This is a genomic window from Micrococcus luteus NCTC 2665 (assembly GCF_000023205.1).
Lineage (GTDB): Bacteria > Actinomycetota > Actinomycetes > Actinomycetales > Micrococcaceae > Micrococcus > Micrococcus luteus.
This window is the reverse complement of sequence record NC_012803.1, coordinates 773868-786922: the sequence shown is the minus strand read 5'-3', so window position 1 is coordinate 786922 and position 13055 is coordinate 773868. Positions and strand designations below refer to the sequence as shown.

General features: G+C 72.9%; 11 protein-coding genes. All 11 read right to left on the bottom strand.

The features are described 5' to 3' along the window. Positions 1–6: 6 nt before the first annotated feature. The 11 genes from miaA to MLUT_RS15125 all read right to left on the bottom strand — a co-directional run bounded on the left by miaA (position 7) and on the right by MLUT_RS15125 (position 13043). Entirely contained in the window at positions 7–945 is a 939-nt protein-coding gene (gene miaA / locus MLUT_RS15175; protein ID WP_012750794.1) for a tRNA (adenosine(37)-N6)-dimethylallyltransferase MiaA, read from the bottom strand. Continuing rightward, complete coding sequence (miaB, locus tag MLUT_RS15170; protein WP_010079104.1) at positions 945–2492, bottom strand: tRNA (N6-isopentenyl adenosine(37)-C2)-methylthiotransferase MiaB; 1548 nt, start codon at positions 2490–2492, stop codon at positions 945–947. Before miaB ends, miaA begins: the two co-directional genes overlap by 1 nt. A gap of 39 nt (positions 2493–2531) precedes the next feature. Further along, the gene (locus tag MLUT_RS15165) at positions 2532–3548 is read right to left on the bottom strand and encodes a regulatory protein RecX (protein WP_010079105.1); all 1017 of its coding nucleotides are present in this window, start codon (positions 3546–3548) and stop codon (positions 2532–2534) included. Beyond that, complete coding sequence (recA, locus tag MLUT_RS15160) at positions 3545–4609, bottom strand: recombinase RecA (RefSeq protein WP_041779778.1); 1065 nt, start codon at positions 4607–4609, stop codon at positions 3545–3547. The genes MLUT_RS15165 and recA overlap by 4 nt, the downstream gene beginning before the upstream one ends. A gap of 210 nt (positions 4610–4819) precedes the next feature. Next, positions 4820–5038, bottom strand: coding sequence for a DUF3046 domain-containing protein (locus tag MLUT_RS15155; RefSeq protein ID WP_002856506.1), 219 nt, complete (start codon positions 5036–5038; stop codon positions 4820–4822). Between the two features lie 98 nt (positions 5039–5136). Then, positions 5137–5538: a helix-turn-helix domain-containing protein gene (locus MLUT_RS15150; RefSeq protein WP_029248222.1), complete on the bottom strand. Its 402-nt coding sequence runs from the start codon at positions 5536–5538 to the stop codon at positions 5137–5139. Positions 5539–5623: 85 nt separating this feature from the next. After that, positions 5624–6928, bottom strand: a complete 1305-nt coding sequence (locus MLUT_RS15145) for a hypothetical protein (RefSeq protein WP_010079110.1) — start codon at positions 6926–6928, stop codon at positions 5624–5626. 79 nt (positions 6929–7007) lie between these two features. After that, complete coding sequence (locus MLUT_RS15140; RefSeq protein WP_012750792.1) at positions 7008–7529, bottom strand: CinA family protein; 522 nt, start codon at positions 7527–7529, stop codon at positions 7008–7010. Between the two features lie 10 nt (positions 7530–7539). Next, on the bottom strand, positions 7540–8154 hold the full coding sequence (locus MLUT_RS15135) for a CDP-alcohol phosphatidyltransferase family protein (RefSeq protein ID WP_010079113.1): 615 nt from the start codon (positions 8152–8154) through the stop codon (positions 7540–7542). Next, positions 8151–11303 carry an FtsK/SpoIIIE family DNA translocase gene (locus tag MLUT_RS15130; protein WP_010079114.1) on the bottom strand — a complete coding sequence of 1051 codons (3153 nt, stop codon included), beginning with the start codon at positions 11301–11303 and terminating at the stop codon, positions 8151–8153. The genes MLUT_RS15135 and MLUT_RS15130 overlap by 4 nt, the downstream gene beginning before the upstream one ends. Positions 11304–11357: 54 nt before the next feature. Further along, positions 11358–13043, bottom strand: coding sequence for a ribonuclease J (locus MLUT_RS15125; RefSeq protein ID WP_010079115.1), 1686 nt, complete (start codon positions 13041–13043; stop codon positions 11358–11360). Positions 13044–13055: the final 12 nt, after the last annotated feature.

Here is a 13055-nt window from a genome sequence, read left to right as displayed (position 1 = left end):
CCCAGTCTAGGTGGCGCCCCCGGCGACGACGGCGAGCGCCTCCGCCACGACGTCCTCGCCCTGCGCGTCGAGCCAGACGACGCGCGGGTCGGCCCGGAACCAGGTCTCCTGGCGGCGGGCGAACCGGCGCGTCGCCACGACGGTCTGCTCGGCCGCCTCCGCCTCGGTGAGCTCGCCGTCGAGGACGGCGAGCATCTGGGCGTAGCCGATCGCGCGGGACGCGGTCGGTCCCTGCCGCAGCCCGTCCGGCCCGGGGACGTCGAGGCGGCGGACCTCGTCCAGCAGACCCTCGGCCAGCATGCGCTCCACCCGGGCGGCGATCCGCTGGTGCAGCTCGGCCCGGTCCAGGCGCAGGCCGAGCTGCACCACGGGGGCGACCTCCGGGGCGTATGTGCGCTCCGGCATGAACGCGGAGAACGGGCGGCCCGTCAGCCGGCACACCTCCAGCGCGCGCACGATGCGCCGGGGGTCTTGCAGCCGCTCCGCCGCGACCGGGTCCAGGGCGGCCAGCTCGGCCCTCAGCCCGGCCAGGCCCTCCCGCCGCACGCGAGCCTCCAGCTCGGCCCGCAGCGCCGGGTCCGTGGGCGGGAACTCGAGCACGTCCAGCGCCGCCCGCACGTACAGCCCGGAGCCGCCCACGAGGATCGGGGTCCGACCCCGCGCGCGGATCTGGTCGAACAGGTCTCGGGCCGCGGACTGGAAGGCCGCCACCGAGGCCTCCTGGCCGACGTCCAGCACGTCCAGCAGGTGGTGCGGGACGCCCTCGCGTTCAGCCTGGGTGACCTTCGCCGTGCCCACGTCCATCCCCCGGTAGAACTGCAGGGCGTCACCGTTGACCACCTCGCCGTCCAGCGCGTGCGCCAGGGCGACGGCGAGGGCGGACTTGCCCGTCGCCGTCGCCCCGACGACGGCGACGACGGGCGGGCGGGCCGCGGCGGTGGACATCAGGACCGCGGGCGCAGGGTCGGCATGCCGAGGCTCGTGGCCCCGGAGCCGCCCGCCGTGCCGGGGGCCGGCGCGCCGCACGACTCGGCCTGGGCGCGGTCCCACGCGTCGCCGGCACGGGAGCGGCGCAGGACGTAGTCCTGTGCGGTCGGGTCGGCGACGGCGAAGAACGGGTGGGCCTCGGTGACCGTCACGGTCACGAAGTCGCCGGGGCGGGGCGTCTCGGCGCCGGCGGGCACGGAGAAGTGCACGAGCCGGTTGTCGGGTGCGCGCCCGGACAGGCGGCCGCGCTCCGCGGCCTTGGAGCCGGAGTCGGCGGTGACGAGCAGCTCCTGGCGGGTGCCGACGAGCGTGGCCATCTCCTCGGCCGAGATCCGGTCCTGCAGGGCCACGAGGCGCTCGAAGCGCTCCTGGACGACGGCCTTGGGCACCTGGTGCTCCATCTCCCCGGCCGGGGTCCCCGGACGGATGGAGTACTGGAAGGTGAACGCGGAGGAGAAGCGGGAGGCCTCGACCACGCGCATCGTCTCTGCGAAGTCCTCCTCGGTCTCCCCGGGGAAGCCGACGATGATGTCCGTGGTGATGGCGGCGTGCGGGATGCGCTCGCGGACCTTCTCCAGGATCCGCAGGAACTTCGCGGACCGGTAGGAGCGGCGCATGTCCTTGAGCACCTTGTCCGAGCCCGACTGCAGGGGCATGTGCAGCTGCGGCATGACGTTGGGGGTCTCGGCCATCGCGTCGATGACGTCGTCCGTGAACGCGGCCGGGTGGGGGCTGGTGAAGCGGACGCGTTCGAGGCCCTCGATCTCCCCGCACGCGCGCAGCAGCTTGGCGAACGCGCCGCGGTCGCCGAACTCGACGCCGTAGGTGTTCACGTTCTGGCCCAGCAGCGTGACCTCGACGGCGCCGGCGCCGACGAGCGCCTGCACCTCGGCGAGGATCTCCCCGGGTCGGCGGTCCTTCTCCTTGCCGCGCAGCGACGGGACGATGCAGAACGTGCACGTGTTGTTGCAGCCCACGGAGATGGACACCCAGCCGGAGTGGGTGGAGTCGCGCTTGGTGGGCAGGGTGGAGGGGAACACCTCGAGCGACTCGAGGATCTCGATCTCGGCCTCGGCGTTGTGGCGGGAGCGCTCCAGCAGCACGGGCAGGGAGCCGATGTTGTGGGTGCCGAAGACGACGTCCACCCAGGGGGCCCGGCGCTGGATGGCGGCCTGGTCCTTCTGGGCGAGGCACCCGCCGACGGCGATCTGCATGCCCGGGTGTGCGTCCTTCACCGCGCGCAGGTTGCCGAGGTTGCCGTACAGGCGGTTGTCCGCGTTCTCGCGGACCGCGCACGTGTTGAAGACCACGAGGTCGGCCTGGGCGTTATCGGCGACCGGGGCGTAGCCGGTGGACTCGAGCAAGCCGGAGATGCGCTCGGAGTCGTGCACGTTCATCTGGCAGCCGAAGGTGCGGACCTCATAGGTCAGACCCTCGTGCGGGCGCGCGGCGGCGCCGTCCTGCGCGAGCGGGGTGGTGCGGGGGGTGGGGTCCGTCAGAGTCACCGCACCATTCTAGGAACTCCGGGCGCGGCCCGGGTCCGCTCACTCCTCGTGCTCGGCGAGGACCTCCTTCACGACGGCGAACGCGAGGCCGCCGCCGTAGCCCTTGCGTCCCAGCATGCCGACGAGGCGGCGGGTCACCTTGTCCCGCTCGGCCCGGGCCTCCGGCGACGCACCGCCGGGGACGGTGCGGCCCCGCAGCCGTCGGCGCACGAGGTCGAGGGCGGCGGTCCGTTCGTCCTCGCCGTCGATGGCCTCGAGCGCCTCGGCGGCGATCTCCCGGTCCACGCCCTTCTGCTGGAGCTCGTGCCCGAGGGCGCGGCGGGCCAGGCCCTTGCTTCGATGACGGCTGCGGACCCAGACCTCGGCGAAGGCGGCGTCGTCCACGAGCCGCACCTCCTCGAAGCGGTCGAGGACGCGCTCGATCAGCTCGGGCTCGGCCTGGCGCTCGGCGAGCTTGCGTTCGAGCTGGCCGCGGGAGCGCGGGCCCAGGGCGAGCTGGCGCAGGACGACCTCGCGTGCTGCTTCCTCGCGCTCGCGCGGTGCGGTCGGCAGGGGCGCCGGGCCGGGGCGACGTCGGGGGCGGTCGGTCTCGACGGCGGGGCGGGGATCCACGGCCGGGCGGCCCTCGTCGCGAGGACGGCCACGCCGCGGGGACGTGGTGGCCCGCTGTCGGCCCCGGCGCTCGGTGTCCGCCCGGGTGTCCTCGCGCCCGGACCAGGGCAGCGCACGGGGCCCTGCGCCGGGCGCGGGGCTGGGCAGGTCGCTCGCGCGGGTCAACAGGGCCCCGAGATCCGGTGCCGCTCCGGGTGCGGGGTCCGGGACGTCCTCCGCGGGGGCTTCGGCGTCGTGTGCGGGCGCGGCGTCCCGCGCGGCATCCGAGGCGTCCACGTCGGACGACGTCGGCTCCGGAGCGCCGGCCAGGTCGAGCCACATCCGGCCCACGTCCGAGTCCCGGGCGTCGTCGAACGCGGACGCACCGGAGGCGGAGCCGCTCCGGCCGGTCGTCTCCGACCGGTGGGCGGCCCCGCCTCCGACGTTCCTGCGCGATCGGGTCATCCGGCCGCGGTGTCCCCCGGAACCGCGGTCAGGGCCGGGGCCTCGTCGTCCTCGGCCTCCGAGGCCACGCCGATGCCGAGCTTCGTGAGGATGCGCTGCTCGATCTCGTTGGCGAGGTCCGGGTTGTCCTTGAGGAAGCGACGGGCGTTCTCCTTGCCCTGCCCGAGCTGGTCCCCGTCATAGGTGAACCACGCGCCGGACTTCTTGACGATGCCCTCCTCGACACCCATGTCGATCAGGCCGCCCTCGCGGGAGATGCCGACCCCGTAGAGGATGTCGAACTCGGCCTGCTTGAAGGGAGGGGCCATCTTGTTCTTGACGATCTTCACGCGGGTGCGGTTGCCGACGGGGTTGCCGGCCTCCTTGAGGGTCTCGATGCGGCGGACGTCGATGCGCACGGACGCGTAGAACTTGAGCGCCTTGCCACCCGTGGTGGTCTCCGGGGAGCCGAAGAACACGCCGATCTTCTCGCGCAGCTGGTTGATGAAGATGGCCGTGGTCTTGGTCTGGTGCAGGCGGCCGGTCACCTTGCGCAGCGCCTGGGACATGAGGCGGGCCTGCAGGCCGACGTGGGAGTCGCCCATCTCGCCCTCGATCTCGGCGCGCGGGGTCAGCGCGGCCACGGAGTCGATGACGACGATGTCCAGGGTGCCCGAGGAGACGAGCATGTCCATGATCTCCAGGGCCTGCTCGCCGGTGTCCGGCTGGCTGACCAGCAGGGCGTCCGTGTCCACCCCGAGCTTGCGGGCATAGACCGGGTCCAGGGCGTGCTCCGCATCGATGAAGGCCGCGATGCCGCCGTTGCGCTGCGCGTTGGCCACCGCATGCAGGGCCAGGGTGGTCTTGCCCGAGGACTCCGGGCCGTAGATCTCCACCACGCGGCCGCGCGGCAGGCCGCCGATGCCCAGGGCCACGTCCATGGCCACCGAGCCCGTGGGGATGACCTCGACGGGTGCCTGGGTCTGGTCCCCCAGCCGCATGACGGAACCCTTGCCGAACTGCTTGTCGATCTGGGCGAGAGCGGCCTCGAGGGCCTTCTCGCGATCCGTCACCTTGCTCATCCTTCACCCCTAGCTCTGGTGGTGCTGCCGCGGGCGCTGGAGCGCCCGCCTCGGTCATGTCCGTGAATCTACGGGGGGCGGCGGACACGATAAGCGTGGCCGGCCCCGCCTGTGCACGAGATCACCCCGTCGCACTGCTGTGCAGGACTCTACCGCATTCTTCGAACACGTGTTCGAACAGGGGCGGTGCCCCGCCAGCGCGTCGCGGCGTCAGCGTTTCGGCGGCACGTCCCGGCCGAGACGCCGCTCCTGCGGGATCTCATGCAGGTCGCAGACCGCCAGCCAGACCCGCCGCGGGTCCACACCGGCGGCAAGCGCCGCCGTCGCAGTGGTGTCCAGGCCGGGCAGGTGCAGGGAGTCGGCCACGAGGCCGGCCCGGGCGGGGCCGAACTCCTCGTCCATCAGCCGGCGGAACTCGCTCTCGCGCACGGGCGGTCCTCTCTGTGGTCGGTCGCGGGGTCAGGGACGGGGACGCAGACGGCGCGGGCGCCCCGAGACGGGGCGCCCGCGCCGTGGGTGTAGCGGGGTCAGCGGCCGGCCAGCGAGCCCAGGCTGGGGTCCGTGAGGTCGTCCGGCAGGGTGTCCGGGACGACCATGCCCTCCTGCTCCACGAGCCGGTCCGAGACCTCCCGCAGCAGGTAGGACAGCGGGATGTCCAGCGCCTGGCAGATCGAGGCCAGCAGCTCGGAGGAGGCCTCCTTCTGGCCGCGCTCCACCTCCGACAGGTAGCCGAGCGAGACACGGGCGTCGTGCGAGACCTCGCGCAGGGTGCGGCCCTGGAGCTGCCGGACGTCGCGCAGGACGTCGCCGATCTCGTGGCGGAGGAGGGGCATGCTGCGCTCCTTGATGTCGGGGGCGGCCGCGCGGGGACGGGGCTGGTCATCGACCCAGCGCGTGATTCCGTGGGAATGGACGGGATGTCGCTTCATGTCTATCGCCTGCTCCTGGACTTTTCCTGAAGGGCGCCGGGCCGCGGGCCTGATCCCGCGGGGCACTCTTCTTGACTCGTTACATTCAACGCCGGGCGGGGTCGCGTTCATTCCCGAGACACCGTCTCCCCGCCGTCGGGCCCTCCGCGGCCTCGTCGCCCTCGTACCGCTCCGAGCGCCGATGCCGTTCCCGCAGGGAGTACGTGGCGTTCCGGATGCGGTGGGAGTCGTCCAGGCTCGAGCCGACGGCCCCGGCCATCGTGCCCATCGACGCCGCGAGCCACACGAGCCGGACGTAGTCGCCCACACCGCTGGGCTGGTCGAGCTCCTCCTCCAGGTACTCCACGGGGATGATCATGAGCGCGACCAGCAGCAGCGTAACGAAGAGCAGCACGTAGACGACGGTGCAGGCCAGGCCCACGGTGAGCACTGTGGAGAGGTTGTCCAGCCGCGAGCTGTGCCGATGGGCCGCACCGTGCGTCCACAGACCGTTCGTGGTGACCAGCCACGCCACCAGCAGCACGACGGACAGCACGCTGATCGCCGCGAGCCGCCCCGGGGACATCACGCTGGAGAGCACCCAGATGGAGCCGAAGAACACGCCGTAGGCACCGGCCGCGCTGGCCGAGGCGATCGTGAACGTCATGTCCCGCGGCATGAGCAGCGGCCGGTTGGCCATCACCATCCCGGCCAGCAGGCGCAGCGTGCCCGTCCAGCCCTTCACGTACACCGTGGACGTGCGCCGGGACCCGCCGCCCATCCGGGTGGTCGTGGTCACGTCCGCATCGACGTCGCCCAGCGGGGCGATGCCCCGCAGCGCGTCCGTGTCGGGCTCGGGGGGCTCGTCCGCCGGGGACCGGCCGCCGTCCTCCTCCACCTCGCCGGACTCGTCGGAGGACTGCACGTCCAGCTCCCCGTCCGGCGGGTCCACGTGGGGGGCGGTGTCGATGTGCTCGACGATCCGCAGCACCGTCTCCCGCAGCCGGCGGGCCGGGGTGATGACCCCCAGCGCCGGCACGCACACGACGCCGACCCGCAGCTGCGGCACGACGTCCGCCACCACGCCGCGCCGGTCGTCGAACCGGGGCAGGTCGACGACGGCGACCACCGTGTCCCATCCCTGCCCGTCTGCGAGGGAGCGGACCGGCTCCTCCAGGACCATGCCCCCGGTCGCACCGACCGGCAGCGACTCCTGCCGTGTCTCGACCCGCCAGCCGTCGGGCTGCGGCAGGCGTTCGTCGAGCCGGTCCTCGACGTCCCCGGCGATGCGGCGCACGAGCGCCCACGGGGTGCCCGGGTCGGCCACGAGGCCGATGACGCGGGGGCCCGGGGCGTCGTCGCCGTCCTGCGGCGCACGCTCGGGCGGGGTGGGAGGCGATGCGGTCTCCATCGCGCCGAACCTACGCGGCGGGGCGGGCCGCCACCAGGGACGGGGTGCCAAGGCGGCCGGTCGGCGCCCCCGTGCCGCCTCAGTGGCCGCGTACGGCGAGCAGGCGCGTCAGGGCCTGCAGCGCCGCGGCGACGGTGGCCTCCCGGATCGCGGCGCGGTCGCCGTCGAACCGGAGGAGGATCGCGGTGGCCGCGCCGTCGCGCTCGCCGCCGAGCACGTCCAGCACGTTCGCGTCAGCGTCGGGCACGGCCAGGCCGAGCCACACGGTGCCCACCGGCTGGCCCTGGTGGGGCTCGGGCCCGGCGACGCCCGTGGTGGCCACGCCGACGTCGGCGCCCAGGGCCGCGCGGGCGCCGAGGGCCATCCGTCGGGCCACGTCCGCGTCCACCGCCCCGACCCGCGCGAGCAGGTCCTCGGGCACACCCAGCAGACCGGTCTTCACGGCGTTCTGGTAGGCCACCACGCCGCCGTGCAGCACGGCCGACGCCCCGGGGACGTCGGCCAGGCGCGCGGCCAGCAGGCCGGCGGTGAGGGACTCCCCCGTCGCCACCGTGAGGCCCGCGCGCGCGAGCGCGTGCACCACGTCCCGGGCGGCCGCCATGGTCATCGCCTCAGGCCCCCCGCTGGGCGGCGAGGGCGTCCCGCCGCAGGACCCATGCGTCCTTCACGTACTCCAGGCCGGTCAGCACCGTCAGCACGGTGGCGGCCCCGATGACCACCCAGCCGGCCCACGGCCACCAGCCGCCCACGAGCGGGGCCAGGGGCAGGAGCAGCAGGCCGATGCCCACGGTCTGCAGCACGGTCTTGAGCTTGCCCCCGCGGCCGGCCGGCATCACGCCGTAGCGGATCACGACGAAACGCATCAGGGTGATGCCCCATTCGCGCACCAGGATCACGATGGTCACCCACCACCACAGCTCCCCCAGCAGGGAGAACAGCACGAGGGCCGTGCCCGTGAGCAGCTTGTCCGCGATGGGGTCCGCGATCTTGCCGAAGTCGGTGATCAGCCCGCGGGCGCGGGCGATGTCCCCGTCGAGCTTGTCGGTGTACATGGCCGCCGCGAACAGCGTCAGCGCGAGCCACCGGGCGACGAGCGAGTCGCCGCCCCACGGCCCGCCGGCCCACAGCGCCCAGGCGAAGAAGGGCACCATCAGGATGCGCACCGAGGTCAGGATGTTCGGCAGGTTCCAGGCGGACACCCGCTGCGCCCCGCCCGCCGTGCTCATCTGCCCGTCAGCTGCCACGCGTCCTCCGATCCCTCGTCGTCGTCCTCATCGTTCCAGTCCACGGCCGCCGGGCGCGAGTCCAGGTCCTCCTGCACCAGGTCGCGCGGGCCGGCCGACGCCGAGGCGGCGCCGTCGCCGGATGCGACCGAGGGCGGGGTGTCTCCGGAGATGGTGGCGAGCACGTCCGCGAGGTCGTCGGGCTTGACCAGCACGTCGCGGGCCTTGGAGCCCTCGGAGGGGCCCACGACGCCGCGGGACTCCATGAGGTCCATGAGGCGGCCGGCCTTCGCGAAGCCCACCCGCAGCTTGCGCTGCAACATGGACGTGGAGCCGAACTGCGTGGTGCCCACGAGCTCGACGGCCTGCAGGAGCAGGTCCAGATCGTCGCCGATGTCCTCGTCGATGACCTTCTCGGTCTTCTCGGGGATCACGTCCTCGCGGTACTGGACCTGCATCTGCGACTTCACGTGCTCCACGACGGCGTGGATCTCGGACTCGTTGACCCACGCACCCTGCACGCGCATGGGCTTGGACTTGCCCATCGGCAGGAACAGGGCGTCGCCCTGGCCGAGCAGCTTCTCCGCACCGGGCTGGTCCAGGACCACGCGTGAGTCCGTGACCGACGACGTCGCGAACGCCATGCGTGAGGGCACGTTGGCCTTGATCAGGCCCGTGACCACGTCCACGGACGGCCGCTGCGTGGCGAGCACGAGGTGGATGCCGGCCGCACGGGCCAGCTGGGTGATGCGCACGATCGCGTCCTCGACATCGCGCGGGGCGACCATCATCAGGTCCGCGAGCTCATCCACGATGACCAGCAGGTACGGGTACGGGCGCAGCACGCGCTTGGAGTCCGGCGGCAGCTTCACCTGGCCGGCCCGGACGGCCTTGTTGAAGTCGTCCACGTGCTTGTAGCCGAACGCCGCGAGGTCGTCGTAGCGGGTGTCCATCTCCTTGACGACCCACTGCAGCGCCTCGGCCGCCTTCTTCGGGCTCGTGATGATCGGGGTGACCAGGTGGGGCACGCCCTCGTACGCGGTGAGCTCGACGCGCTTGGGGTCCACCATCACCATGCGCACCTCGTCCGGGGTGGAGCGCATGAGGATCGAGGTGATCATCGAGTTCACGAACGAGGACTTGCCGGCGCCGGTGGCGCCCGCCACGAGCATGTGGGGCATCTTCGCCAGGTTGGCCACCACGTAGCCGCCCTCCACGTCCTTGCCGACGCCCATCACCATCGGGTGGTCGGTGCGCTGGGCGGCCTGCGAGCGCAGGACGTCGCCGAGGGCCACGACCTCCTTGTCCGTGTTGGGGATCTCGATGCCGATCGCGCGCTTGCCCGGGATGGGGCTGAGGATCCGCACGTCCGAGGAGGCCACCGCGTACGCGATGTTCTTCTCCAGCGCCGTCACCTTCTCCACCTTGGTGCCGGGGGCGACCTCGACCTCGTAGCGCGTCACCGTCGGCCCGCGGGAGAACCCGGTGACCTGGGCGTCCACCTTGAACTCGGTGAACGTGGTGGTCAGCGCGGCGACGACCCGGTCGTTGGCCTCGGAGCGCTCCTTCGGCTGGGGCCCGGCAGGGAGCAGGGCCGACTGCGGCAGCGTGTAGGACACGTCCCCGCCCAGCGGGGACTGGGTGCCGCGGGCCGGTTCGGCGGTCACCGGCGGCACCGGTGCGGGGGTGCTGGCGGGCACGGCGGAGGACGACGACGGCGCGGCGGTCCCGGAGCCCTGGCCCGGGGCGTCGTCCAGGGCGAACGGGGTGTCCTCCCCCGCGTCCTCCTCCAGGGCTGCGGCGGCCGGGGCGGCGGCCTCGCGCTGGGCGCGGGCGTGTTCGCGGACCTGCTCGAGGGCACGGTCCGCGGCCGTGGGCCGGCGCACTCCGGCGGGCGGCTGCGGCTCGGCGTCCGCGTCCTCGGGCGCGTCGTCCTCCTCCACCCACGGGTCGAAGTCGTCCGAGGCGTCCTGGTCCGCGTCCCGCGGGTCACGCGCGTCTGCGGCGGCCTGCTCGGCGTCGAACACGCCGTGCTCCCCGCGGGCGGCCCGCCGCGGGGCGGGTCGGGGCAGGACCTGGGTGGTCTCGGCCTCGGGGGCGGCGTGGGAGCCGGCCTCGGCCTCGTGGATCACCGGGGAGTCGTAGGCGGTGCCGGCGGTGCGCTCCGGGGCGGCGTCGGCGGCCTGATCCTCGCGTGCCCGGCGCCCGCCGAACAGGCGCGCGAACAGGCCGGGGCGGGAGGCCCCGGCGGCGTGGGAGCCGGCGGCCGGTCCGTCCAGGTAGGACTGGTCGTGGTCCGGGTGGGTGCGCCCGGTCTCCGCGTCCACGGAGAGCGGGGTGGCGAGGTCCTCGGCCTCGCGGCGCACCTCACGGGCCCGGCGCCGCTCGTCGCGGCGGGCGGCCCGCTGCTCGGAGGCGCCCTCGGGGTCCTGGCCCGTGAGCCAGTCGTAGCCTCCCGCGATCCGCTGCGGGATCGCACCGACGGGCGTCGCGGTGAGCACGAGCACCGAGAAGAAGGCCAGCAGGATCATGAGGACCCAGACGGGCACGGGTGTCAGCAGGGAGGCCAGCGGCGCCGTCGCCAGGTAGCCGACCATGCCCCCGGCGCCGAGCATGTCCTCGAAGGCCTCGGCGGCCGAGGGCACGCCGCCCACGAGGTGGGCGATGCCGGAGCCGGCGACGGTCGCCATGAGCAGGCCGATGATGATGCGCCCGTTGGCGCGATGGTCCGTGGCGTGGCGGAAGCAGCGCACGGCCACGACGAGCAGGGCGATCGGCACCAGGAGGGCGAACCACCCGACGGTGCCGCCCACCACCCCGTGCACCACGCGGCCGACGGCGGTGCCGCGCAGGCCCCACCACTCCACGGCCGCGATCAGCGCGGCGAGCAGCAGCAGGAGCAGGCCGGTGCCGTCACGGCGTTCCTCGCGGTCGATGCGCACGTCCGGGCCGAGCTTGCGGAAGCCGGCGCCGACCGGCGTGGCCAGCCCCATCCACAGGGTGTGCAGGGCGCGCAGGGGCGCGGCGGGCCGGTCGGCCTCGGGGACGGTCGCGGTCGACCCCTTCCGTCCGGAGCCTCGGCGTCCGGCGGAGCCGGAGCGGGACGTCGCGGAGGAGGAGGACGAACGCGTGGGGGAAGTACGGGTCGCCATGCCCACCAAACTACCGCGAACCGCGGACACGGCAGGCATGGCGACCCGGAGGGGTCAGGCCTCCAGGACCACCGGGATGATCATCGGGCGGCGGCGCAGCTTGCGGTTGACCCACGTGCCGACGGTCCGGCGGACCACCTGCTGGAGCTGGTGGGCGGTGTGGTCCTTGCTGGACTGCACGGCCTCCTCGAGCGCCCGGACGATCTTCGGCTTGATCTCCTCGAACACCTTCTCGTCCTCGGCGACGCCGCGGGCGTGGACGTCCGGGCCGGACACGATCGCGCCGGTCTGCCGGTTGACCACGGTGATGATCGAGATGAAGCCCTCCTCGCTCAGGACACGGCGGTCCTTGAGGTCCGAATCGGAGATCTCGCCCACGGAGGAGCCGTCCACGTACACGTAGCCGCACTCCACCTCGCCGACGACCTTCACGAGGCCGTCGGTCATGTCCACCACGGTGCCGTTGCCGGCCAGGATGACGTTCTCGGCCGGCACGCCGGTCTTCTCCGCGATCCGGCCGTTGGCGATCAGGTGGCGGGTCTCGCCGTGCACCGGCATCACGAACTCGGGCTCGACGATGTTGTAGCAGTACAGCAGCTCGCCCTCGGAGGCGTGGCCGGAGACGTGCACCTTGGCCATGCCCTTGTGCACCACGGTCGCGCCGAGCTTCATGAGCCCGTTGATCACGCGGAACACGGAGTTCTCGTTGCCCGGGATCAGCGAGGAGGCCAGCACGACGAGGTCGCCCTCCTCCAGCTGCACCTGGTGGTCGGCGTTGGCCATCCGGGACAGGGCCGCCATCGGCTCGCCCTGGGAGCCGGTGACCATGAGCACGATCTCGTCGTCGCGGTACTTGTCCACCTTGCGGATGTCCACGAGGATCCCGTTCGGCACCTTGAGGTAGCCGAGCTTCGCCGCGATGGTCATGTTGCGGATCATGGAGCGCCCGCCGAAGGCCACCTTGCGACCGTGCTTGTGGGCGGCGTCGAGGACCTGCTGCACGCGGTGCACGTGGGAGGAGAACGAGGCCACCACGATGCGGCGCTTCGCCGTGGCGAAGTAGCGCTCGAGGGTGGGGCCGATCTCCGCCTCCGTGGTGGTGAACCCCGGGACCTCGGCGTTCGTGGAGTCGGTCATGAACAGGTCCACGCCCTCCTCGCCGAGACGGGCGAAGGCGCGCAGGTCCGTGATGCGGCCGTCGAGAGGCAGCTGGTCCATCTTGAAGTCGCCGGTGTGCAGGATGGTGCCGGCGTCCGTGTGGATGGCGACGGCGAGCGCGTCCGGGATCGAGTGGTTCACGGCCACGAATTCGCACTCGAACGGGCCGAACTCGACGATGTCGTCTTCCTTGACCACGCGGGTGCGCGGCTTGATCCGGTGCTCCTCGAGCTTGGCCTCGATCAGGGCGAGCGTCAGCTTGGAGCCGATCACGGGGATGTCGTCGCGCAGGCGCAGCAGGTACGGCACGGCGCCGATGTGGTCCTCGTGGCCGTGGGTCAGGACGATGCCGACGACGTCGTCCAGGCGGTCCCGGATGTAGTCGAAGTCCGGCAGGATCAGGTCGACGCCGGGCTGGTGCTCCTCGGGGAAGAGGACGCCGCAGTCGACGATGAGGATCTTGCCGTCGATCTCGAAGGTGACCATGTTGCGGCCGACCTCCTCGAGGCCGCCCAGCTGGACGATGCGGCAGGTGCCCCGCTTGAGCTTGGGCGGGGTGGACAGGCGGGTGCCTGCGGTCATGGAACGGGTCCC